This window comes from Micromonospora sp. NPDC049240 (genome assembly GCF_040647835.1).
GTDB lineage: Bacteria > Actinomycetota > Actinomycetes > Mycobacteriales > Micromonosporaceae > Micromonospora.
Window position 1 is genome coordinate 125746 of record NZ_JBEZCX010000002.1, and the last position, 21479, is coordinate 147224.

The window sequence follows — 21479 nt, forward strand, 5'->3', positions numbered from 1 at the left end:
GTGCAGATCTCCGCGCGCGGCGACTACGCGGTCCGGGCAGCCCTGAGCCTGGCCACCGCGTACCCCACCCTGCTGTCCACCCAGGCCATCGCGGCGGAGCAGGACATGCCCCGCAAGTTCCTCGAAGCGGTCCTGGCCGACCTGCGCCGGTCCGGGATCGTCCGGGCCCAGCGCGGCGCCGAGGGCGGTTACACGCTGTCCCGACCGCCGCGCGACGTCACCATCGGGCAGGTGTTGCGCGCCGTCGACGGCCCGCTCGCCGGGGTACGCGGGCTGCGGCCCGAGGAGACGAAGTACGAGGGCGCGGCGGAGAACCTGCCCCGGCTCTGGGTCGCGGTGCGCGCCTCGGTGCGACGGGTGGTCGACGAGGTGAGCCTGGACGAGCTGGTCAGCGGCCGGCTGCCGGCGCACGTGCGCAAGCTCACCACCCAGCCGGACGCCTGGGAGCCCCGCTGATTCACAGCGTGGTGACGACCTCCTCGTACAGTAGCCGGGGCAGCCGTTCCCGCCAGGCGTCCGGGGCCGGGCGGCCGATGTTCATCAGCAGCAGCACCCGGTGCCGCCCGTCGGGGAAGAACTCGCGTTCCACGCCGGTCGCGTCGAACCCGGCCATCGGGCCGGCGGCCAGCCCGGCGGCGCGTACCCCGACCACCAGGTAGCCGATCTGGAGCGCGGCGTTGAAGCGGGCCTGCGCCTCCCGGCCGGCCGGGTCGCCGGTGAACCAGTCCCGCGCGCCGGGGCGGTGCGGGAACAGTTCGGGCAGCCGGTCGTGCCAGTCGACGTCGGCGGCGAGCACCGCGGTCAGCGGCGCGCCGGCCGTCTTGTCCCGGTTGCCGGCGCTGACGTACGGCAGCAGCCGCGCCCGGGCCGCCGACGAGCGCAGCAGCAGCACCCGCAGCGGCTGCGCGTTCATCGCGGTGGGGCCGTTGCGGACCAGGTCGTGCACGGCCCGGACCTGCGCCTCGTCGACCGGCTCGTCGGTGAACGCGTTGGCCGTACGGGCCGCCCGGAACAGCAGGTCCTGGGCGGCCCGGTCGAGCGCGAGCAGCTCGTCGGCGGGCGCGTTCACCACGACTCGGACCAGTCCTCGATGGTGGTGGTGTAGCGGCCCCGGTGGTGCAGCAGCGGGTCGCCGTCCTCGCCGGCGCCGAGCGCGAGCGGCTCACCGAGCACGATGGTGTGGTCGCCGGCCTCGATCCGCCGGACCACCCGGCACAGCAGCACCGCCAGCGCGTCGCCGATCAGCGGCACCCCGAACGGGCCGGTGGTCCAGCCGGGGTGGGCGGTGAACCGGTCGATGCCGCTGGTGGCGAAGATCTGCGCGATCTCCTGCTGGCCGGAGGCGAGCAGGTGCACCGCCACGTGCTCGGCGTGCGCGACGGTCGGCCAGCTCGACGACGCGCGGCCCAGGCAGACCGAGACCAGCGGCGGGTCCAGCGACACCGAGGTGAACGAGGTGGCGGTGAACCCGGACGGCGGCAGCGTCGGCAGGAGCCGGTCGCCGCGCAGGCCGGGCGTGGTGACCACGGTGACCGTGGACGCCTGCCGGCGCAGCAGGCCGCGGAACGAGTCGACGTCGACCGGGCGCAGCTCGACGGTGCCGGTGCCGGGCCGGTCCACGGTGGTCACGACGCCACCAGCTCTCGGGCGGCGTGGACGCTGGCCGGCCGGGGCAGGCCGTAGTGTTCGCGCAGGGTGCGCCCGGTGTACTCGGACCGGAACAGCCCGCGCCGGCGCAGCAGGGGTACGACGTGGTCCACGAAGGCCTCCAGTCCGTGGGGTAGCAGTGGTGGCATGACGTTGAAGCCGTCGGCGGCGCCCCGGGTGAACCAGAGCTCGATCTGGTCGGCGATCTGCTCCGGGGTGCCGACCACGACGCGGTGCCCGCGCCCGCCGCCGAGCCGGCCGATGAGCTGCCGGAGGGTGAGCCGTTCCCGCCGGGCCAGGTCGACGACGAGCTGGTAGCGGCTCTGGTGGGACTGCACGGTGGTGGCGTCGGGCAGGTCCGGCAGCGGTCCGTCGAGCGGTCGACCGGTGAGGTCCAGCCCGGTCATGCCGGAGAGCTGGGCGAGCGCGTGCTCGGGCACGATCAGCGCCTCCAGTTCGTCGGCGAGGGCACGGGCCTCCCTCTCGGTACCCCCGATGACCGGTGCGATACCGGGCAGCACCTTGATCAGTTCCGGGTCGCGGCCGGCGTCGGCGGTGGCCCGTTTGAGCGCGGCGTAGAACGCCTGCCCGTCGGCGAGTGTCTGCTGGGCGGTGAAGACGGCCTCGGCGTAGCGGGCGGCGAACGCGATGCCGTCGGCGGACGAGCCGGCCTGCACCAGCAGCGGGCGGCCCTGCGGCGGGCGGGGCGTGTTGAGCGGCCCGGCCACCCGGAACCGTTCGCCGGTGTGCGCGATCTCGTGCACCCGGTCGGTGTCGGCGAAGACGCCGCCGGCGGTGTCGAGCACCAGCGCGTCGTCCTCCCAGCTGTCCCAGAGCTTGATCGCCACGTCGACGTGTTCGGCGGCGCGGCGGTACCGGTCGGCGTGCGCGGGGTGGTCGTCGAGGTTGAAGTTGCGGGCCTCGCGGGCCTGGGCGGAGGTGACGATGTTCCAGCCGGCCCGGCCGCCGCTGAGGTGGTCGAGCGAGGCGAACGCGCGGGCCAGGTTGAACGGTTCGGTGTAGGTGGTCGAGGCGGTGGCGATCAGGCCGATGCGCTCGGTGACGGTGGCCAGCGCGGCGAGCAGCGTGAGCGGCTCGAAGACGGCCTGGATGTTGTGCCGGACGGCGGGGCCGACGGCCAGCCCGTCGGCGAGGAAGACCGAGTCGAGGGTGCCCCGCTCGGCGATGCGGGCCAGCTCCTGGAAGTGGCGTACGTCGGCGAGGCGGCCGGGGTCGGTGCGTGGGTGCCGCCAGGCGGCCTCGTGGTGGCCGACGCCCATCAGGAAGGCGTTCAGGTGCAGGGTGCGGGTCATGGCGGTTCCTCTCAGGCGGTGGTGACGTCGACGCGCCAGGTGGAGAAGCGACGCTCCCCGGCGACGAGGAGCTGGTTGACCACCAGCCCGATGGCGGAGATGGTGATGATCCCGGCGTACATGTCGGGGATCGCGAAGTTGTACTGCGCGTAGTTGACGAGGTAGCCGAGCCCGGCCTTGGCGCCGACCATCTCGGCGGCGACCAGCACCAGGATCGAGTACGCCCCGGCCAGCCGGACGCCGGTGAAGATGGTCGGCACGGACGCCGGCAGGATCACCTTCTGGAACAGCCGCAGGTGGTTGAGGCCCATCGAGCGGGCCGAGCGCACCAGCAGCGGGTCGACGCCCTTCACGCCGGCGATGGTGTTCAGCAGGATCGGCCAGGAGCAGGCGTAGACCACCAGGGCGATCTTGGAGGTCTCGCCGAGGCCGAGGATGAGCACGAAGACCGGCAGCAGCGCCAGCGCGGCGGTGTTGCGGAACACCTCCAGCAGCGGGCTGAGCAGGTCCGCGAGGGGGCGGTACCAGCCGATCAGCAGGCCGAGCGGGATGGCGGTGGCCACCGCGAGGGCCAGCCCGGTGAGCGAGCGGGTGAGGCTGGCGCCGACGTGGTCGGCGAGCTGCCCGCTGCGCAGCAGCTCCCACCAGGCGAGGAGCACCTGGGAGAGCGGGGGCAGGAAGACCCGGTCGACCAGGCCGGTGCGGGGCACCACCTCCCAGATCGCGGCCAGCGCCAGCAGCGCGACGCTGCGGTGCAGGGCCCGGCCGCCGAGCGCGAGCAGCCGGCCGGGCCGGGCGGGGGCGACGGCCGCCGGGGGCACGGCGGGCCGGGTCGCCGCGGCGGCGGGTCGTTCGGCGATGTCAACCAACGCGGGCCTCCTCGCGGACGGCGGACTGCGCGGCGCGTACCTCGTCGCGCAGCAGCGTCCAGATCTGGTGCCGGTGGTGCCGGAACGCGTCGGTGGAGCGGACGTCCTCGGCCGCCTCCCGATCACCCAGTTCGATGTCGATGACCTGCTTGATCCGGCCGGGGCGCGACGTCATCACGGCGACCCGCTGGCCCAGGTGCACGGCCTCGTCGATGCCGTGCGTGATGAACACGATGGTCTTGCCGGTGGCCTGCCAGATCCGGACCAGTTCGTCCTGGAGCAGGTCGCGGGTCTGCGCGTCGAGCGCGGCGAACGGCTCGTCCATGAGCAGCACGTCCGGGTCGTACGCGAGGCTGCGGGCGATCGCGACGCGTTGCTTCATGCCGCCGGACAGTTCGTGCGGGTAGCGGTCGGCGAAGCCGGTGAGGCCGACCAGGTCGAGGTGGTACGCGACCAGGTCGGCGCGCTCGGCGCGGGGCAGGCCCTTGGCCTCCAGCCCGAACGCGACGTTGCCGGCGGCGGTGCGCCAGGGCAGCAGCGCGTACTGCTGGAAGACGATGCCCCGGTCCAGGCCGGGCCCGGTGACCGGGCGGCCGTCGACGAGCACCTGCCCGGAGGTGGGGGTGGCCAGCCCGCCGAGCAGGTCGAGCAGGGTGGACTTGCCGCAGCCGCTGGGGCCGACGACGACCAGGAACTCGCCGGGGCGTACGCCGAGGGTCACCTCGTCGAGCGCGGTGACCGCGCCGCCGCCGCCACGCCGGCCCGGGAAGACCTTGCGCACCCGGTCGAAGCGGATCTTGTCGGTGCTCATGCGCCACCGCCGGGGTTGGCGAACGCGTTGAACCGGTTGGTGTAGAGGTCGGCGGGCTTGGGGCGCGGGCCCTTCAGCTCGCCGGCGTCGGCCAGCCAGTCGATCCAGGTGGCGAACTCCCGGTCGGTGATGACGCCGCCGGTCTCGGCGACGCCGCTGGACTTCCAGTAGTCGACCAGGGTGGCGTCCTCGTTGCGGCCCCGCTTGCCGATGATCTCCTTGAGTCGGGCCACCACGGTCTCCCGGGGCTGGGTGCGCGCCCACTCGATGGCCTTGCCCACACCGGTGACGAACGCGCGGACGGTGTCCGGGTTGCGGGCGATGAAGTCGTCGCGGAAGACGTAGCTGCCGGCGCTGAACGCCCCGAGCAGTTCGTAGTCGGTGAACACGGTGCGGATGCCGCCGGCCGCGACCGCCTTGTCGCGGATCACGCCGCCGAGCACCGCCACGTCGATCTGCTTGGCGCGCAGCGACTGTTCGGTGTTGACCGGTGGCAGTGCGACCAGTTCGACGCGGCCGATCTCGTCGGCGGTCAGGCCGCCCTTGGCGAGCCAGGTGCGCAGCACGGCCTCGGCGTGCGCGCCGAGCGTGTTCATGCCGACCCGCCTGCCGATCAGGTCGCGCGGGCCGCGGATCGGGCTGTCGTCGCGTACGTAGTAGCCCTGGAAGGTCTGCGCGTCGGAGCCGTAGTAGCTGACCACGGCCGTGATCGGCGCGTTGGCGGTCTGGAGTTTGACGATGGCGCCGTTGAACGCGCCGCCGAAGTCGCTCTGGCCGGTGGCGGTGGCCTGGATGTCGGCCGGGCCGCCGGTGACGTTGCCGATCCAGTCGAGTTTCACGTCGCCGAGGTAGCCGAGGTCGGCGGCGAGTTCGGGGAGCGTCACCTGACCGACCGAACCCTGGTAGCGCAGTTTCGTGGTCTGGGTGCCGGCGGCGCCGGCGTCGGTGCCGCAGCCGGTGGCGGCGGCGAGGGCGAGCAGGGCGACGGCGGCGGCGAGGGCACGCCGGGGTGATCGGGTCGAGGGCATGGCGGTGTCTCCTGATCTGTCCACGATGCGGTGGAGGGGGCCCACGTGGGGGCGGAGCGCACGCCGTGCCGCGCCGGGCCACGATGCGCCGGCGACGGGAACGGACGGGCGGAGGAGGGGGAACGACGAGCGTTCGGCTCAACAGAGCGCGCTCGCGTGCCGGACCAGGTCGACGTGCACGCGAGCGGTGAGGAGAAGCTCGTCCCGCTGCGACATGCCCTCATGCTGCCGACCGTTGTCCCCGCCGGTCAACGCCCTTCCAGTCAGTGAGACTTTCATCGCTGGCTTTGTTACGACCCGTCTCCACCAGCATTTACCACCCCTTAACACCTACCCATTGGATAGAGATTGTGCCGGGCGCGACGCCCACCGTCCAGACCGGACCGGACCAGGTTTCGCGTTTCGTCGATCCGGGCATGTTCCCCCTCGCAGAGGCAGGGAGATCGAAGGAGGCACCCCCGATGGGCGTTCAGTTCCGCAAGCGCAAGAAGTACGGGCCGCTGATCCTCCACTTCACCCAGAACGGGTTCTCCTCGTGGAGCATCAAGATCGGCCGTTGGTCCTGGAACTCGAACACCCGCGCCCACCGCGTGGACCTTCCGGGGCCGCTCTCCTGGAAGCAGGACAAGGCCTGATCCCGGGCGAGGAACTCCGGGGAGATCCGGTGCCGACGGTCCGTCGGCACCGGATTTCGTCGTCCGGTCCGGTGTTCCGCCGCCGCGACCCGGTCCGAGGCGGACAATCGCGACATGGTGGACCTGACCCTGCGGCGGATGCGGCGGCGGGCGGTGGCGGCCTGCGCGCTGATGCTGGTCGGCTACTTCCTGGTGCCGGTCGAGGCGGACCCGAACGGGTGGCGACTGGCGCTGCGCTCGGTCGCCACGGTGCTGCTGGTGGCGGCGGTCGCGTTCCTGGTCACCGGCCAGGTCCGCCGTCAGCTCACCCGCGACCAGCCGACCGGCGACGCGGAGGACCGCGCGCTCACCCGGCTCGCGATCGCGTTGATCGCCGGGCTGCTGGTCTTCGCGCTCGCCGACTACGTGGTGGCGAACACCCGCCCCGGTGAGTTCGTCGGGTTGCGCACCCGCGTCGACGCGCTCTACTTCGCGCTGGCCACGCTCACCACGATCGGTTACGGCGACGTGCACGCGCAGGGGCAGATCGCCCGGGTGGCGGTCTGCGCGCAGATGGTGTTCAGCATCGGCGTGGTGGCCACCGGCGCGTCGGTGGTGGTCAGGCAGATGACCCAGCGGTCGGGGCGGCGCTGACCACCACGTCCCCGCCGAGCCGGCCGGGCTCCGGGTCACGGGTCACCGTGCCGGCGGTGAGCAGCGAGGTGAGCGCGCGGTTGGCGTCGGCGGCCCGGTAGACCGTGGCGGTGGCCGCGAACCGGCGCAGCTCGGTCACCGTACGCGGGCCGGAACGGGCCAGCTCGGCCAGCAGCTCGCGGCGCAGCGGGCCGGGCTCCGGGTCGAGCGTGATGTCCAGCAGCCGCCCCGCCGGGTCGGCCGGGTCGCGGTAGCGCACGCCGGCGTACTCGTCGACGGCCCAGAGCGCGTCCTTCATCGTCTCCAGGCCGCGGTCGGAGCCGGTGGCGTAGCCGAGCAGTCGGGCCGGCCCGTCCTCGGGCACCAGCTCGACCTCGGTGACCAGCGGGAAACCGGCAGCGGTGAGCGCCGGCCGCAGCGACCGGCCGGGCGCGGTGACCAGCAGCAGCTCGGCCGGGCGGCCGGACGACACGGCGGTCAGCAGCGCCGGGTCGGGCGTGCCGCCGTCGACCACGGCCAGCAGCGGTGCGCCGGCCGCGCCGGCCGCCTTGAGCGCCACCGGCAGCCGGTCCGGCCGGCCGGGCACCAGGTGCACGGCGACGTCGGCCGGCAGGGTGGCCTCGACCGCGCCGAGCCGCGCCGGCAGCTCCGCGTCGCCGTCGGCGAGCACCAGCACGGTCAGCCGCCGCCCGCGCAGCCGGTCGGCGAACTCGGCCACCACACGCAGCACCGCCTCCGCGCCACCGGCCTCTCCCCCGGCGTACGCCAGGGCGAGCGTGGCCCGCCGCGCCCGGTGCAGCGCGGCGGGGAGCCAGTGGTCGAGCTGGCGGACGAGCAGCTCGCGCAGGACGGCGTCGGTCGACATGGTGCCGTTTCTACCGCACCCGACCACGTGCCCGGCCGGGAACCCCGGTCAGGCCGGGACGGAGACGCCCACGCCACCCCGGGTCTGGCCGCCGTAGCGCTGACGCTCGCGGTCGAGGTCGAGCCGACCGATCCGCTTGCGGGCGGCGAGCGCCGCGTCGTCCAGCAGGTTCGCCGGGACGATCCAGACGATCTCGAACTCCAGCCCGTCCGGGTCGCGGCCGTAGAGGCTCTTGGTGGTCCCGTGGTCGGACGCGCCGACCAGCGCGCCGGCGGCGGCCAGCCGTTCGGCGGTGGCGGCCAGCTCGTCGAGCGTGTCCAGCTCCCAGGCGAGGTGGTAGAGGCCGACGGTGCCCCGGCCGGCCGGGGACGGCCCGGCCGCCGCGCCGACCTCGAACAGCCCGAGGTCGTGGTCGTTGGTGGAGTCGGGCGCCTGGAGGAAGGCGGCGCCGCGGAAGCCGTCCGGCGTCATCGGGACCCGGCGGAAGCCCAGCACGTCGCGGTAGAAGGCGACGCTGCGCTCCAGGTCACTGACGTAGAGGACGGCGTGGTTGAGCCGGTGGATTCCCATGCCCTCGACGGTACCGCGTTTTGGTTGAGCGTTCAACCACTGGCGCTATGATGGGCGTCATGACCCGGTGGCTGGACCCCGACGAGCAGCGGACCTGGCGGGCCTTCCTCGCCGCCTCCCGCGCGCTGATGGACACGCTCGACCGCGAGCTGCAACGCGACGCCGGCATGCCGCACGCGTACTACGAGATCCTGGTCCGACTCTCCGAGGCCCCCGGCCGGCGGCTGCGGATGAGCGAGCTGGCCGACGCCACCGGCTCGTCGCGCAGCCGGCTCTCGCACGCCGCCGCCCGGCTGGAGGCCGCCGGCTGGATCCGCCGGGAGGACTGCCCCACCGACCGGCGCGGCCAGCTCGCCGTGCTCACCGACGACGGCTTCGCCACGCTGACCGCCGCCGCGCCCGGCCACGTCGAGGGCGTACGCCGGCACCTGTTCGACGCGCTCAGCCCGGCCCAGGTCGACCAGCTCCGCCGGATCAGCGAGACGCTCGCCGACCACTTGACCCAATCGGCACCAAACTGATCCACTCCGGGGGTTGTACTTACCGTCGCCGGATGAGCACGATGGGGCGTGTCCTCCGGCTTCGCTGACCTGACCGTCCAGGCGCACCATCTGGTGTCCGAAGGCGACCTCGACGGCGCGCAACGGCTGCTCGCCGACGCGCTCAGCGACGCCGACCCGCGTCCCGGCAACGCCTCCCCCGAGCTGGCCGAGGCGGCCGGCCTCCAGGCGCGGCTGCTCGTCGCGCTCGGCGAACCGCACTCCGCGCGCGGCTGGGCCGCGTTCGCGTACGCGGCGACGACCCGCCTGTTCGGCCGCTCCGACGAGCGCACCGTCACCGCCGCCGCGACGCTGGCCGCGGTGCTGCACCGGGTCGGCAGCGACGCCCGCGCCGCGCGGCTCTACTCCGACGTCATCATCGAGCTGACCGCCCGCGACGGGCCCGAGTCCCAGCGGGTGCTGGCCGCGCACGCCGACCTGGCCACCGTGGAGTACGCCCGCGGCCAGTGCGAGGTGGCCCGCGACCGCCTCGCCGACGCCTGGGAGCTGCACCGCGAGGTCTACGGCGACGACCACCCCAGCGGCATCAAGATGCTGGCCAAACTCGGCGCGATGGAACGCGACTGCGGCCGGTACGCCGAGGCGCACGAGCACCTGGCGCTCGCCGAGGACCTGTGCCGCCAGCACCTCGCCGTGGACGACCCGCTCGCCGTCCAGGTGGCCGGTCTGGCCAGGGCCGCCGCCGACCCGGACCACGTCTGCGCCGCGCCCGAACCGCCCGCACCCACGACGCCGGTGGTGCCCGCCGCCCGGGTCGCCCCGCCCGTCGAGGGTCCGCCCGACCTGCCGCCCTACACCCCGCCCGCGCTCGACGAGCCGGTGCGCACGCCGCTCTACCACCCGCCGGGCCGGGCCACCGACGCCGGGCACGTGCCCACGCCCCGCACCGCGCCCGAGGCCGACGCCGAGTCGTTCGACGACTACCCGTGGCCGCCGGAGCACGAGCAGCCCTGGCGACCGGACGAGCCGGCCGACCCGCGCCGGCAGCCGGCCGACCAGCCCTGGCGGGCCGGCGAGCCGGCCGAGCAGCCCTGGCGAGCCGGCGAGCCGGCCGAGCAGCCCTGGCCGCCGAGCGAGGACGCGGTGCCGCCGACCGTGGTCGGGCTCGCCGCCGACGCGCCGCCCGGCGTACGCCGGGTGCCGCCGGCCCCCGAGCCGTCGTCGCGCTACCTGCCGGTGCACGTGCCCCGGCCACCCGCCACGCCCCGGCGCGAACGGCCCTGGCTGCCGCTGGCGGTGCTCGGCGTGGTGGTGGCGCTGCTGCTGGGCACCATCGCGGTGATCGCCGGCGTGTCCCGGGTGGACGGTGACCGCGACACCCCGGCCGCCCCGTCGGGCGGGCCACCGTCGAGCGGGCCGCCGCCGACCTCCGCACGGCCCACCGCCAGCGCCCGGCCGGCCGCCTCCCCGGGCACCCCACCGGGCCGGTTCGCGCTCACCGACCGACGTGACAGCATCGTGCTGAGCTGGACGTACCCGGCCGGCGCGGAAGGGCCGGTGGTGGTCGCCGGAGGCCGCGCCGGCCAGCCGCAGCACACCTTCGCGACGCTGCCCGCCGGCTCCGGCGACTACATCGCCTACGGGCTCGACCGCACCACCGACTACTGCTTCACCGTGGCGCTGGTCTGGTCCACCGACACGGTGGCCCGCGCCGCCCCGGTCTGCACCAAGCGACGCCGCTGACCGGTCACTCCGGGTCCGGCTCGGCCAGCGCGGGCAGCCGTACCGTCGCCCGCAGCCCCGGCGCGGCGGTGCCCGGCGTCGCGTCCGCCAGCTCCACCGTGCCGCCGGCCCGGCGCACCAACTCCCGCACGATCGCCAGGCCGAGGCCCGCGCCGCCGGCGTCGCGGGCCCGCGCGTCGTCCAGCCGGGTGAACCGGGCGAACACCCGCTCCCGGTCCGCCGCCGGGACGCCCGGCCCGTCGTCGGTCACCGTGACCAGGTGGTACGCGCCCTCCGGCCCGGCGACCGCCAGCCGCACCTCGGCGGACGCGTGCCGGATCGCGTTCTCCACCAGGTTGACCAGCACCCGGCGCAGCTCCCCCGGGTCCCCCTCGGTCCACCACGCCCCGGCCGGCACCGCCAGCCGCACCGGCGGCGACGGGTAGCGGGCCGCCACCGCACGCAGCAACTCACCCAGCTCCACCGGACCCACCGCCGCCGGCCGCGCGGGGCGCGCGTCGTCCTCGTCGAGGCGGGCCAGCAGCAGCAGGTCGTCGACGAGGCGGCTCAGCCGCTCGGTGTCGGCGAGCAGGTCGTCCGCGACCGCCGGCCAGTCGGTGCCGTCCCCGAGCCGGCGGGCCACCTCCAGCTCGGTCCGCATGTTCGTCAGCGGGCTGCGCAGCTCGTGCGCGGCGTCGGCCACGAACGCCCGCTGCCGGTCCCGGGACGCGGCCAGCCGGTCCAGCATGTCGTTGAGCGTGACCGCGAGCCGGTGGATCTCGTCCTGCCCGGCCGGCACCGGCAACCGCTCCGTCCCGGCCCGCCCGGTGATCTCGGCGGCGCCGCTGCGCAGCTCCTCCACCGGGCGCAGCGTCGCGCCCACCACCCGCCAGGCCACCACCGCCAGGCCCGCCACCAGCAGCGGGAAGCCGACCAGCAGCAGGTTGCGCACCACGTGCAGGCTGTGCCGCACGTCGGACAGCGACTTGGCCACCAGCACCGTACGCGGCTCGGCCGGGGTGCCGGCCGGCACCGTCACCACCCGGACCGGCCCGGACAGGCCGACCCGCTGCCCGTCCACCACCAGCCGCTGCCGCTGCCCGGGCCGCAGCTCGTCGGGGCCGAGCATCGGCACCAACCGGTCCGCGTCGATCGAGGCGGCCCGGATCCGGCCCTGCGCGTCCACCACCTGCACGCGCAACTGGCCGCCGGCCACCGGCAGCGGGTCCGGCAGCGCGTCCTCGGCGGTGAGCAACGCGACCGCGTCCGCGGTCCGCAACGCCTCCGCGTCGACCGACCGTTGCAGCGTCCAGCCGAGCGCGCCGAGCAGCAGCGCGCCACCGAGCGCGAACCCGAGCGCCAGCCCGAGCACGCCCAACGCGAGCAGCCGGGCCCGCAGCCCGAGCCGGCGCAGGGGGCGGATCACGTGGCCAGCCGGTAGCCGGCGCCACGGACCGTCTCCAACCGCTCCCGGCCGATCTTGCGGCGCAGGTAGCCGACATAGACCTCCACCGCGTTCGGGGCGGTGTCCACCGAGGCGTCCCAGACGTGGTCCAGCAGCTCGGTCTTGGACACCACCTCGCCGGGGCGGCGCATCAGGTAGTCGAGCAGCGCGTACTCGCGGCTGGTCAGCGCCACCTCGGCGTCGGCCCGGGTGACCCGCCGCCGGGCCGGGTCCAGCCGCAGGTCACCGACCGTGAGCACGGCCGGCCGTCGGGGTGCGCCCCGGCGCAGCAGCGCCCGCAGCCGGGCCAGCAGCACCACGTACGAGAAGGGCTTGGTGAGGTAGTCGTCGGCGCCGCAGTCCAGGCCGTCGGCCTGGTCGTACTCGCCGTCCTTGGCGGACAGCATCAGCACCGGCAACCAGCGCTGCTCGGCGCGCAACCGGCGCACCACCTCGTAGCCGGAGAGGCCGGGCAGCATCACGTCGAGGATCATCGCGTCGTAGTCGCCGTGCCGGGCCGCGTCCAGCCCGGCCGGGCCGGTGGCCGCCACGTCCACCACGAAACCCTCCGCCGACAGGCCCCGACGCAACGCCGCGGCGAGCCGCGTCTCGTCCTCCACCACCAGCAACCGCACCGGTCCAGGGTGCCACCACCGGGTCACCCGTAGGGGATCGGCTCAGCGTCCTCACAGCGAGGATCCCGCAGCATGGAGCGCAAGGAGGTGCACACTGATGTCTGTGATGAAGAACCGCGCCGTGCTGCGCTGGCTGGTCCCGGTGACCGCGGGGGTCGCCGTGATCGGGGGCGGCGCCGCCGTCGGCACGTTCGCCGCCGGCGCCGACCCGGCCCTGCCACCGCGCAGCGCCGCCCAACTGCTCGACGACCTGCGGACGTCCCGCCTGGACGGGCTCTCCGGCACCGTCGTGCAGCGCGCCGACCTGGGCCTGCCGCCGATCGCCGCGCTCGCCGGCCAGGCCAGCGGCAACCAGCTCGCCGGTCTGGTCTCCGGCACGCACACGCTGCGCGTCTGGTACGGCGGCGAGGACCGGCAGCGGCTCGCCCTGGTCGACACGCTCGGCGAGCAGGACGTGCTGCGCAACGGCCGCGACGTCTGGACCTGGAACAGCCGGGAGAACACCGCCGTCCACCGGAAGCTGCCGGCCGACGGCAAGGACCTGCCGTCCGCGCCGGCCACCCCGGCCGACGCCGCCCAGCAGGCGCTGGCCGCGATCGACCCGACCACCGCGGTCACCGTCGGCCGGTCCGCCACCGTGGCCGGGCGGGACGCGTACGAGCTGGTGCTCACGCCGCGCGACAAGGCGTCGCTGGTGCACCAGGTGCGCATCGCGCTGGACGCGAAGGAGCACGTGCCGCTGCGCTTCGAGGTGCTCGCCGACGGTCAGGACGAGCCGGCGTTCGAGGTGGCGTTCACCCAGGTCGACTTCCGCACCCCGGACGCCGACCAGTTCCGGTTCAACCCGCCGCCCGGGGTGAAGGTCACCGAGGAGTCGGCCGACGCGCGTCCCGGCCCGGCCACCGACCGGAAGCCCGGCGCGGCGGACGCTAAGCGGCCGGACGTGCGTACCGTCGGCACCGGCTGGACCACGGTGGTGGTCGCCACGCTCGGCGACGCGGCCGGGCTCGACGGCGCGGCGAAGGCCGGCGGCACGAAGGCCGGCGCGGGCGCGCCGGACGCCGACATGCTGGCGAAGGTGCTCGGTGACCTGCCGAAGGTCAGCGGCGACTGGGGCAGCGGGCGGCTGCTGAGCGGCAAGCTGTTCAGCGTGCTGCTCACCGACGACGGCCGGGTGGTGGCCGGTCTGGTCACGCCGGAGCGGCTCTACCAGGCCGCGAAGGGCTGATCGAACGTCGGGCTCGGGGCCCGGTCGGCGTGCGCCGGCCGGGCCCCGAGCCGTGTCCGGGCTTGGTCGAATGGCGGGCGACGCGCTATCTTTCTCAGTTCAGGCACAAAAAAGGGAATGGCTTATGAATGCCATTCCTGCGGCAATTTTAGTCAATGAGGAGCCCGCTTGTCAACGCACTCCGACGTGTCGGGTGAGCTGCACCAGGACGACGACGAGATCGGTCGCGAGCAGGAGTACGTCTCGATGCTCTACGACCGGCTGGACGGGCTGCGCGAGCAGGCCGCCCGCCGGCTCGACGAGGAGTTGCGCCACACCGGCGGCACCCAGCAGGCCCGCTCGCAGCGCGACTCCACCGTGGCGATGTACGCCGACCAGGTCGAGCAGTACTCCGCCGTCGAGTCCGGCCTCTGCTTCGGCCGCCTCGACGGTGACGACGGCGCCGCCCGCTACATCGGCCGGATCGGCATCTTCGACACCTCGGGCGAGTACGACCCGCTGCTGATGGACTGGCGTGCCCCGGCCGCCCGCCCGTTCTACCTGGCCACCGCCGCCAACCCGCAGGGCGTACGCCGCCGTCGGCACCTGCGCACCCGCGACCGGAAGGTCACCGGCCTCAACGACGAGGTGCTGGACATCACCGCCGCCTCCCCCACCGCGCACGAGGAGGTCACCGGCGAGGCGTCGCTGCTCGCCGCGCTCAACGCCGGACGCACCGGCCGGATGCGCGACATCGTCGAGACGATCCAGGTCGAGCAGGACCGCATCATCCGCGCCGACCTGCCCGGCGTGATGGTGGTGCAGGGCGGGCCCGGCACCGGCAAGACCGCGGTGGCGTTGCACCGGGCCGCGTACCTGCTCTACACCCACCGCCAGCAGCTCTCCACCCGGGGCGTGCTGCTGGTCGGCCCGAACGCCACGTTCCTGCGCTACATCTCCCAGGTGCTGCCGGCGCTGGCCGAGACCGGCGTGCTGTTGCGCACCCAGGCCGACCTGTTCCCGGGCGTGCACGCCCGGCGCACCGAGCCGGCCACCACCGCGGCGCTGAAGGGCCGCGCGGTGCTGGCCGAGGTGCTCGCCGGCGCGGTCCGGGACCGGCAGTGGGTGCCGGCCGAGCCGATCACCGTCGAGCTGCCGCAGCGGGAGGTGCTCACGCTCGACCCGGAGACGGTCCGCCAGGCCCGCGACCGGGTCCGGCGCACCGGCCGGCCGCACAACCTGGCCCGCGCGCTGTTCGACGTGGAGATCGTGCACGCGCTCGCCGACCAGGTGGCCGAGCGCATCGGCGCCGACCCGCTCGGCGGGGAGAACCTGCTCTCCGAGGCGGACCGGGCGGAGATCCGCCGCGAGCTGCGCGAGGAGCCGGAGATCGTGGCCGCGCTCGACGAGCTGTGGCCGGTGCTCACCCCGCAGCGGCTGCTCGCCGACCTGTTCGCCTCGCCGGAGCGGATCGCCACCGCCGCGCCGATGCTCACCGACGCCGAGCGGGCCGCGCTGCACCGCGAGCCCGGCGGCTGGACACCGGCCGACGTGCCGCTGCTCGACGAGGCCGCCGAACTGCTCGGCGAGGACGAACGCGCTGCCGCCGCCCGCCGGGACCGGATCCGCGCGATGGAACGCGAGTACGCCGAGGGCGTGCTGGAGATCTGGCGGGGCTCCCGCTCGATCGACGTGGAGGACGAGGCCGACGGTGGTGAGATCCTCGGCGTGACCGACCTGATCGACGCCGCCCGGCTCTCCGAACGGCAGGAGGAGTCCGACCGGCTCACCACCGCCCAGCGCGCCGCCGCGGACCGCACCTGGGCGTTCGGGCACGTCATCGTGGACGAGGCGCAGGAGCTGTCGCCGATGGCCTGGCGGCTGCTGATGCGCCGCTGCCCGAGCCGGTCGATGACCATCGTCGGGGACGTGGCGCAGACCGGCGCGCTGGCCGGCACGCCGTCCTGGGGCGAGGCGCTGAGCCCGTACGTGGCGGACCGGTGGCGGCTGGCGGAGCTGACCGTCAGCTACCGCACCCCGGCCGAGATCATGGCGGTCGCCGCCGACGTGCTCGCCGAGATCGATCCGTCGCTGCGCCCACCCCGCTCGGTACGCGCCACCGGCGTACCGCCGTGCGACCGGACCGTTCCGGCGGACCGGCTCGCCGTCGAGCTGGTCGAGGTGACCGCCCGGGAGGCCGCGTCCCTGGGTGACGGGCGGCTCGGCGTGATCGTGCCGACCGGGCGGGTGGCCGACCTGGGCGCCGCCGTGGTCGCGGCGCTGCCCGAGGCGGCGGTCGGTGAGCAGCCGGAGCTGGCGAACCGGGTGGTGGTGCTCACCACCGAGCAGGCCAAGGGCCTGGAGTTCGACTCGGTGCTGGTGGTGGACCCGGACCGGATCGTCGCCGAGTCCCCCCGAGGCCACAGCGACCTCTACGTCGCGCTAACGCGCGCCACCCAGCGCCTCACCATCCTCCGGACGTAAGGAGGGGCCCCTTCTTAACGCTTCCGGTAGAGAAGGGGCCCCCTCTCAAGCAGACGCTCAGCCGGGGTTGGCACCCTCGTCGGTGACGTTGGCGACCTGGGCGCCGGGGGCCGAGGCGTCACTCGTCGATCCACCGGCCGGGGTGCTCAGCCCGCCGGTGGTGGCGTCCCCGGTGGTGGTCGGCGCCACCTTGCCCGGATGCCGCTCCGGCTGCCGGGCCACTCGGCGCACGCTGGCCGGGCCGGCCGTGCCGCCGGTCGTGGTGACCGCGCCCTGGCCGCGGGTCGGCCCGCCGTCGCGCAGCACGTCCGGGTCGATCGCCACGTGCGCCGGGTCGTCCGGATCCGACTCCTGGATCACCCGCTGTTCGTCGGTCGGCGGCACGGTGACCTCGTCCAGGGCGCCCTCGCCGTACACGCCGCCGGCGACCCGCTGTTCGGCCTGCCGGGCGGCGTCCTGCCGGATGTCGTCCTCACGCACGTCAACCACCTCGCAGCTCGTGGTGTGGGTATCCGTGCTGCGTGCCCGGGGTCGGGAGGCTGAAACCGGCCGGGAGGCAGCGTCGGTTTGGCACCCCGGAGCGCCGGATGTCCGGTTCGGGACGCGGCCGGCACACCGTCGGCACCCGCCGGTTAGCTTGTCTCGGGGGGCGGGTAGTCGGAGGGTGCCCCCGCCACAGTGTGCGAACCGTGCCGTGGCCGAACTGCGGCAGCGGGGCGCGGGGTGCCGTACGACTCATCAAATCCTGAGGAGGACCAGATGAGCACGCAGGCCGCATCCACCAGGCCGATGAACCGGCCGATGTCGGACGTCCAGAACCGGTCGAGCATGATGGAGTCGCCGACCCGTCCGATGCCGTCGATGCACGACGGCCACCGGGAGGAGATGCCCGCCCCCGGCACCGAGACGAAGCAGGCGTTCCTCACCACCGAGTTCTGGGTGTACGCCGCAGCCGCCGCGGTCGTCGTGATCGCCGCGTTCTGGAAGGGCACCACCGCCAACGGCCTGAACATCAACAACCCGAACCAGGCCTGGTGGTACCTGACCGCGCTGACCGGCGCGTACCTGATCAGCCGTGGTCTGTCGAAGGCGGGCAGCGCGCGCCGCTCCGGCAGGGAGCGTCGCGGCCGGCGGTGACCCGCGCCGCGTGACCGGCGACGCCCCCGGGATCCGTCCCGGGGGCGTCGTCGCGTGCCGTCACTCCTCGCCGAAGTCCCCGCCGTCGTCGCCCTCGAAGGCGTCCTCCAGCATCTCGCCGGCCACCAGGCCGCCGGCGACGCCCAGCGCCGCGCCCGCCACCATGCCGCCCATGCCGCCGCCACGACGACCGTGGTGGCCCTGCGGACCGTAGTGACCGGGGGCGCCGTAGTGGCCCTGCGGGGCGCCGAAGCCCTGGGCGCGCAGGCCGCCGTACCGGGACGTGGTCTCCCGCAGCCACCCGTCGACCACCTGCGGCCAGTCGGTACGCGAGGCGTCGCTGTGCGGGACGGAGTACCGCCCGTAGACGTCGTGCCCGGCGCTGAGGAAGCCGCCGCGCTTGTCGCACTCCAGGATCACCTCGACGCCCTGCTGGCTGGTCACGAACGTCAGCTCGACCTCGGTGACCGTCTGCGCGTACTGCGGCGCGGCGTAGAACTCGATCTCCTGGTAGAACGGCAGCGTCTGCGGCACGCCGTAGATGTGGCCACGCTCCAGGTCCGCGTGCTTGAACCGGAAACCCAGCGCCTGGAACGCGTCGAGGATCCGCTCGTGGACCGGCAGCGGGTGCACCGACACCTGGTCCAGGTCGGACTTGTCGACCGCCCGCGCCACCGCCAGCTCGGTACGCAGACCCATGGTCATGCCGTGCAGCCGCTGCCCGAAGACGTCGGTGACCGGGGTCTCCCACGGCACCGGCATCTGGAACGGGATGGCGAGCTGCTGCTTCGGCGCCAGCTCGAACGCGTCGCTGACCGGCATCCGGTGGAACTCCATGACGCCGGCGTACTCGGTGTCGCCGCCCTCGATCTCGACCCGGGTGACCAGGCCGACGGTGATCCGCTCGATGCGCGCCGGCGCGTCGCCGCCGACCAGGTTGACGTGCCCGTCCAGGGCCAGCCCGGGCCGGGTGTTCGGGTTGGTCAGCACGGTGTCGACGCTGGGGCCGCCCACGCCGAACGCGCTCAACATCTTCTTGAAGACCATCGCCACTCCGCCTCCGCCATCCGCGGGCTCCACCGTGGAGCCCGCGGGCCGTGCAGGGCACCCTAACCGCAATGGCTGGGAAATGCCTGAAAGGTCAGGCCACCGGCGTGACGATCAGTTCGCCCACCTGCTCGCCGAGTTCCCGGCGGGCCGCCGCGGGCAGGCCCTCGTCGGTGATCAGCACGTCGGCCTCGTCCAGCGGCGCGATGGTGGCGATGCCGATCGTCTCCCACTTGGTGTGGTCGGCGAGCACGACCAGCCGGCGGGCAGCGCCGATCAACCGCCGGTTCACCGCAGCCTCCAGCAGGTTGGGGGTGGTGAAGCCGGTACGCCGGCTCATCCCGTGCACGCCGAGGAAGAGCAGGTCCACGTTGAGCGCGGCGATCGCCGCCTCGGCGACCGGGCCGGTCAACGCGTCCGACGGGGTACGGATGCCGCCGGTGAGCACCACGCTCTGGTCGGCGCGAGGGTTCTGGTAGAGCGCGTCGGCGACCGGGATCGAGTTGGTGACCACGGTCAGCCCGCGTACCCCGGCGAGCCGGGCGGCCAACGCGGCGGTGGTGGTGCCGGCGGAGAGCGCCACCGCCATGCCCGGCTCGACCAGCCCGGCGGCCCGCTCGACGATCGCCTGCTTCTCGGCCCGCTGCCGCACCGACTTGGCGGCGAAGCCGGGTTCCTCGGTGGAGCCGGGCCCGGCCAGCGTCGCGCCGCCGTGCACCTTGTCGATCAGCCCGCGCTCGGCCAGCACCTCCAGGTCACGCCGGATGGTCATGTCCGACACGCCGAACCGGTCGACCAGGTGGCTGACCCGGACGCCGCCGCGCTGGCGGATCAGCTCCAGGATGGCGCTCTGCCGTTGCTGGGCGAGCATCAGACCGGTTCCTCGCGGACCACCGCCACCTCCCCCGCCGGCACCACCAGGTCGCCGTCGCACCGTTCGCCGGTGAGCAGTTCGACGCCGGTGACCGGCAGCCGGGCCGCGTCGTCGGTGTGGTTGACCACGAACAGCCAGCTCCGCTCCGCCGAGCGACGCCGGACCACCTCCACGCCGACCGGCGCGGGCACCGGCGGGTGCACGCCGGCCTCGGTGAGCAGTCGGGCCACCAGCCGGTCGGTCGCCGCGTCGTCGAGCCGGGTGCCGACATACCAGGCGGCGCCCGCGCCGACCGCGTTGCGGGTCAGCGCCGGCACGCCGGGCAGGGGCCCGTCGGCGTACGCGGCGAGCACCTCGGCGCCCTCGGCGTGCAGCCACTCGGTCCACACGTCGGCGTGGGCGCCGTCGTCGAGGCGGACCGTCTCGCCGGCGCGCAGCGGGAAGAACTCCTCCACGCGTACGCCGAGCAGGTCCCGGAACGCGCCCGGGTAGCCGCCCAGGCGGATGTGGTCGTGCTCGTCGACGATGCCGCTGAAGTAGGTGATCAGCGCGGTGCCGCCGGCGTCGACGAAGCGGCGCAGCGCGGCGGTGTCCGCGTCGCGGGTCAGGTAGAGCGTGGGCACCAGGATCAGCCGGTAGCGGGACAGGTCCGTCGACGGGTGCACCACGTCGGCGGTGACGCCGGCCCGCCAGAGCGCGGCGTGCAGCGCGGTCAACCGGTCGGGGTAGGTGACGTCGACGCTGGGGTGGGAGTCGAGTTCCGCGCCCCACCACGCCTCGTAGTCGAACAGCACGGCGACGTCGGCGTCGACCCGGCTGCCGCGTACCTCGGCCAGCGCGCGCAGGTCGGCGCCGAGCCGGCTGACCTCGCGGAACACCTTGGTCTCCGGGCCGGCGTGCGGCACCAGCGCGGAGTGGAACTTCTCCGCGCCGGCCCGGGACGCCCGCCACTGGAAGAAGAGCACCCCGTCGGCGCCGCGCGCCACGTGCGCCAGGCTGTTGCGGCGCAGTTGGCCGGGTGTCTTGGCCACGTTGCGGGGCTGCCAGTTGACCGCGCTTGTGGAGTGCTCCATGAGCAGCCAGGGCGCGCCGCCGGCCACGCCGCGCGTCTGGTCGGCGGCGAGCGCGAGGTTCACCTGCGGCTGCGGGTCGGCGGCGGTGAGGTAGTGGTCGTTGGCGACCACGTCCACGTCGGCCGCCCAGGAGTGGTAGTCCAGGTACTTGATGCCGGTGCCGATCATGAAGTTGGTGGTGACCGGTTGGGTGACGAGCCGGTCGAGCAGTTCCCGTTCGGCGCGGAGCTGGGCGCGCTGCTCGTCGGAGGAGAAGCGCAGGAAGTCGAGCTGCTGGGTCGGGTTGGCGAACGTCGGCGCGGCGCGCGGCGGGTTCACCTCGGCCCAGTCGTGGTAGCGCTGGCTCCAGAACGCGGTGCCCCAGGCGGCGTTGAGCGCGTCCAGGTCGCCGTAGCGCTCGCGCAGCCAGCGGCGGTACGCCTCGGCGCTGACGTCGCAGTAGCAGTGCACGTTGTGGCAGCCCAGCTCGTTGGAGACGTGCCAGAGCACGACCGCCGGGTGGGCGGCGTACCGCGTCGCGACCGCCTCGACCAGAGCGAGCGAGCGGTCCCGGAAGATCGGCGAGCTGGGGCAGTACGCCTGCCGACCGCCGGGCCACAGCACGGCGCCGTCGGCGCGGCGGGGCAGTGTCTCCGGGTGCCGGTGGGCCAGCCACGGCGGCGGGCTGGCGGTGGCGGTGGCCAGGTCGACGCGGATGCCGCCGTCGTGCAGCAGGTCGAGCGCGCGGTCGAGCCAGCCGAACTCGTACCGGCCGGGGGCCGGCTCCAGCAGGGCCCAGGAGAAGATGCCGACCGAGACCAGGTTGACCCCGGCGCGGCGCATCAGCGCGACGTCCTCGGGCCACACGTCCTCCGGCCACTGCTCCGGGTTGTAGTCGGCGCCGTACCAGATGCCCTCGCCGTGCCAGTTCCGCATGAGAGCTGAGGGTGCCCGCGAACGACAGCCAAGTCAACACTTTCCAACATCGACAGTAGTTACAACGTTT

23 protein-coding genes are annotated in these 21479 nt (G+C 74.3%); 8 read left to right on the forward strand and 15 right to left on the reverse strand.

Annotated elements, in window-relative coordinates; genetic code table 11:
• Positions 1-456 carry an Rrf2 family transcriptional regulator gene (locus AB0B02_RS03840; RefSeq protein WP_281935072.1) on the forward strand — a complete coding sequence of 152 codons (456 nt, stop codon included), beginning with the start codon at positions 1-3 and terminating at the stop codon, positions 454-456.
• Position 457: 1 nt separating this feature from the next.
• Here the strand turns inward: AB0B02_RS03840 and AB0B02_RS03845 are convergent, their stop codons facing one another.
• From AB0B02_RS03845 to AB0B02_RS03875, 7 genes are all read right to left on the reverse strand, one after another.
• Positions 458-1072, reverse strand: coding sequence for a malonic semialdehyde reductase (locus AB0B02_RS03845; RefSeq protein WP_357296626.1), 615 nt, complete (start codon positions 1070-1072; stop codon positions 458-460).
• On the reverse strand, positions 1066-1629 hold the full coding sequence (locus AB0B02_RS03850) for a flavin reductase family protein (RefSeq protein ID WP_281935076.1): 564 nt from the start codon (positions 1627-1629) through the stop codon (positions 1066-1068). Before AB0B02_RS03850 ends, AB0B02_RS03845 begins: the two co-directional genes overlap by 7 nt.
• Positions 1626-2960, reverse strand: a complete 1335-nt coding sequence (locus AB0B02_RS03855) for an LLM class flavin-dependent oxidoreductase (RefSeq protein ID WP_357296627.1) — start codon at positions 2958-2960, stop codon at positions 1626-1628. The genes AB0B02_RS03850 and AB0B02_RS03855 overlap by 4 nt, the downstream gene beginning before the upstream one ends.
• 11 nt (positions 2961-2971) lie before the next feature.
• Positions 2972-3829, reverse strand: coding sequence for an ABC transporter permease (locus tag AB0B02_RS03860; RefSeq protein WP_357296628.1), 858 nt, complete (start codon positions 3827-3829; stop codon positions 2972-2974).
• Positions 3822-4640: an ABC transporter ATP-binding protein gene (locus tag AB0B02_RS03865; RefSeq protein WP_281935080.1), complete on the reverse strand. Its 819-nt coding sequence runs from the start codon at positions 4638-4640 to the stop codon at positions 3822-3824. The genes AB0B02_RS03860 and AB0B02_RS03865 overlap by 8 nt, the downstream gene beginning before the upstream one ends.
• Entirely contained in the window at positions 4637-5668 is a 1032-nt protein-coding gene (locus tag AB0B02_RS03870; RefSeq protein ID WP_357296629.1) for an ABC transporter substrate-binding protein, read from the reverse strand. Before AB0B02_RS03870 ends, AB0B02_RS03865 begins: the two co-directional genes overlap by 4 nt.
• 138 nt (positions 5669-5806) lie before the next feature.
• The gene (locus AB0B02_RS03875; protein ID WP_281935085.1) at positions 5807-5947 is read right to left on the reverse strand and encodes a putative leader peptide; all 141 of its coding nucleotides are present in this window, start codon (positions 5945-5947) and stop codon (positions 5807-5809) included.
• A 182-nt stretch (positions 5948-6129) separates the two neighbouring features.
• Here AB0B02_RS03875 and AB0B02_RS03880 point away from each other — a divergent pair, with 182 nt between their 5' ends.
• Together AB0B02_RS03880 and AB0B02_RS03885 are read left to right on the forward strand one after the other, a co-directional pair.
• Positions 6130-6303, forward strand: a complete 174-nt coding sequence (locus AB0B02_RS03880; protein ID WP_064498970.1) for a DUF4236 domain-containing protein — start codon at positions 6130-6132, stop codon at positions 6301-6303.
• A gap of 114 nt (positions 6304-6417) precedes the next feature.
• Complete coding sequence (locus tag AB0B02_RS03885) at positions 6418-6936, forward strand: potassium channel family protein (protein WP_281935088.1); 519 nt, start codon at positions 6418-6420, stop codon at positions 6934-6936.
• Here AB0B02_RS03885 and AB0B02_RS03890 read toward each other — a convergent pair.
• Positions 6902-7801: a hypothetical protein gene (locus tag AB0B02_RS03890; RefSeq protein ID WP_357296630.1), complete on the reverse strand. Its 900-nt coding sequence runs from the start codon at positions 7799-7801 to the stop codon at positions 6902-6904. The genes AB0B02_RS03885 and AB0B02_RS03890 overlap by 35 nt on opposite strands.
• A 48-nt stretch (positions 7802-7849) precedes the next feature.
• Positions 7850-8371 (reverse strand): VOC family protein, encoded by a 522-nt coding sequence (locus AB0B02_RS03895; protein WP_281935092.1) that lies wholly within the window; start codon positions 8369-8371, stop codon positions 7850-7852.
• A gap of 50 nt (positions 8372-8421) precedes the next feature.
• On the opposite strand from AB0B02_RS03895, the gene AB0B02_RS03900 reads away from it, so the two are divergent.
• Positions 8422-8892, forward strand: coding sequence for a MarR family transcriptional regulator (locus AB0B02_RS03900; protein ID WP_281935094.1), 471 nt, complete (start codon positions 8422-8424; stop codon positions 8890-8892).
• 48 nt (positions 8893-8940) lie between these two features.
• Positions 8941-10614, forward strand: coding sequence for a tetratricopeptide repeat protein (locus AB0B02_RS03905; RefSeq protein ID WP_357296631.1), 1674 nt, complete (start codon positions 8941-8943; stop codon positions 10612-10614).
• Between the two features lie 4 nt (positions 10615-10618).
• Here the strand turns inward: AB0B02_RS03905 and AB0B02_RS03910 are convergent, their stop codons facing one another.
• Both AB0B02_RS03910 and AB0B02_RS03915 read right to left on the reverse strand, forming a co-directional pair.
• Positions 10619-12019 (reverse strand): HAMP domain-containing sensor histidine kinase, encoded by a 1401-nt coding sequence (locus AB0B02_RS03910; RefSeq protein ID WP_281935098.1) that lies wholly within the window; start codon positions 12017-12019, stop codon positions 10619-10621.
• A complete protein-coding gene (locus tag AB0B02_RS03915) occupies positions 12016-12672 on the reverse strand; it encodes a response regulator transcription factor (protein ID WP_107159334.1) in 657 nt (218 codons plus the stop codon). The genes AB0B02_RS03910 and AB0B02_RS03915 overlap by 4 nt, the downstream gene beginning before the upstream one ends.
• Before the next feature lie 97 nt (positions 12673-12769).
• Between AB0B02_RS03915 and AB0B02_RS03920 the strand changes: the two genes are divergently transcribed.
• Positions 12770-13900: a sigma-E factor regulatory protein RseB domain-containing protein gene (locus AB0B02_RS03920; protein WP_357296632.1), complete on the forward strand. Its 1131-nt coding sequence runs from the start codon at positions 12770-12772 to the stop codon at positions 13898-13900.
• 246 nt (positions 13901-14146) lie between these two features.
• On the forward strand, positions 14147-16363 hold the full coding sequence (locus AB0B02_RS03925; RefSeq protein ID WP_357296948.1) for an AAA family ATPase: 2217 nt from the start codon (positions 14147-14149) through the stop codon (positions 16361-16363).
• A 57-nt stretch (positions 16364-16420) separates the two neighbouring features.
• On the opposite strand, the gene AB0B02_RS03930 is transcribed toward AB0B02_RS03925, so the two are convergent.
• Positions 16421-16843 (reverse strand): hypothetical protein, encoded by a 423-nt coding sequence (locus AB0B02_RS03930; RefSeq protein ID WP_281935104.1) that lies wholly within the window; start codon positions 16841-16843, stop codon positions 16421-16423.
• Positions 16844-17164: 321 nt separating this feature from the next.
• Between AB0B02_RS03930 and AB0B02_RS03935 the strand changes: the two genes are divergently transcribed.
• Positions 17165-17500 carry a hypothetical protein gene (locus tag AB0B02_RS03935; protein WP_281936245.1) on the forward strand — a complete coding sequence of 112 codons (336 nt, stop codon included), beginning with the start codon at positions 17165-17167 and terminating at the stop codon, positions 17498-17500.
• 60 nt (positions 17501-17560) lie between these two features.
• Here AB0B02_RS03935 and AB0B02_RS03940 read toward each other — a convergent pair whose 3' ends face one another.
• From AB0B02_RS03940 to AB0B02_RS03950, 3 genes are all read right to left on the reverse strand, one after another.
• Positions 17561-18547 (reverse strand): sporulation protein, encoded by a 987-nt coding sequence (locus AB0B02_RS03940; RefSeq protein WP_281935106.1) that lies wholly within the window; start codon positions 18545-18547, stop codon positions 17561-17563.
• Positions 18548-18641: 94 nt separating this feature from the next.
• Positions 18642-19418 (reverse strand): DeoR/GlpR family DNA-binding transcription regulator, encoded by a 777-nt coding sequence (locus tag AB0B02_RS03945; protein WP_281935108.1) that lies wholly within the window; start codon positions 19416-19418, stop codon positions 18642-18644.
• Positions 19418-21409: a beta-galactosidase gene (locus AB0B02_RS03950; RefSeq protein WP_357296633.1), complete on the reverse strand. Its 1992-nt coding sequence runs from the start codon at positions 21407-21409 to the stop codon at positions 19418-19420. The genes AB0B02_RS03945 and AB0B02_RS03950 overlap by 1 nt, the downstream gene beginning before the upstream one ends.
• Positions 21410-21479 lie beyond the last annotated feature (70 nt).

What these genes read in the sequence shown, in the direction of transcription:
- AB0B02_RS03855 (WP_357296627.1), bottom strand. Translation starts at nt 2,960, where the DNA reads ATGACCCGCACCCTGCACCTGAACGCCTTCCTGATGGGCGTCGGCCAC.
- AB0B02_RS03865 (WP_281935080.1), bottom strand. Translation starts at nt 4,640, where the DNA reads ATGAGCACCGACAAGATCCGCTTCGACCGGGTGCGCAAGGTCTTCCCG.
- AB0B02_RS03870 (WP_357296629.1), bottom strand. Translation starts at nt 5,668, where the DNA reads ATGCCCTCGACCCGATCACCCCGGCGTGCCCTCGCCGCCGCCGTCGCC.
- AB0B02_RS03875 (WP_281935085.1), bottom strand. Translation starts at nt 5,947, where the DNA reads ATGAAAGTCTCACTGACTGGAAGGGCGTTGACCGGCGGGGACAACGGT.
- AB0B02_RS03880 (WP_064498970.1), top strand. Translation starts at nt 6,130, where the DNA reads ATGGGCGTTCAGTTCCGCAAGCGCAAGAAGTACGGGCCGCTGATCCTC.
- AB0B02_RS03885 (WP_281935088.1), top strand. Translation starts at nt 6,418, where the DNA reads ATGGTGGACCTGACCCTGCGGCGGATGCGGCGGCGGGCGGTGGCGGCC.
- AB0B02_RS03890 (WP_357296630.1), bottom strand. Translation starts at nt 7,801, where the DNA reads ATGTCGACCGACGCCGTCCTGCGCGAGCTGCTCGTCCGCCAGCTCGAC.
- AB0B02_RS03895 (WP_281935092.1), bottom strand. Translation starts at nt 8,371, where the DNA reads ATGGGAATCCACCGGCTCAACCACGCCGTCCTCTACGTCAGTGACCTG.
- AB0B02_RS03900 (WP_281935094.1), top strand. Translation starts at nt 8,422, where the DNA reads ATGGGCGTCATGACCCGGTGGCTGGACCCCGACGAGCAGCGGACCTGG.
- AB0B02_RS03920 (WP_357296632.1), top strand. Translation starts at nt 12,770, where the DNA reads ATGTCTGTGATGAAGAACCGCGCCGTGCTGCGCTGGCTGGTCCCGGTG.
- AB0B02_RS03925 (WP_357296948.1), top strand. Translation starts at nt 14,147, where the DNA reads ATGCTCTACGACCGGCTGGACGGGCTGCGCGAGCAGGCCGCCCGCCGG.
- AB0B02_RS03935 (WP_281936245.1), top strand. Translation starts at nt 17,165, where the DNA reads ATGTCGGACGTCCAGAACCGGTCGAGCATGATGGAGTCGCCGACCCGT.
- AB0B02_RS03940 (WP_281935106.1), bottom strand. Translation starts at nt 18,547, where the DNA reads ATGGTCTTCAAGAAGATGTTGAGCGCGTTCGGCGTGGGCGGCCCCAGC.
- AB0B02_RS03945 (WP_281935108.1), bottom strand. Translation starts at nt 19,418, where the DNA reads ATGCTCGCCCAGCAACGGCAGAGCGCCATCCTGGAGCTGATCCGCCAG.
- AB0B02_RS03950 (WP_357296633.1), bottom strand. Translation starts at nt 21,409, where the DNA reads ATGCGGAACTGGCACGGCGAGGGCATCTGGTACGGCGCCGACTACAAC.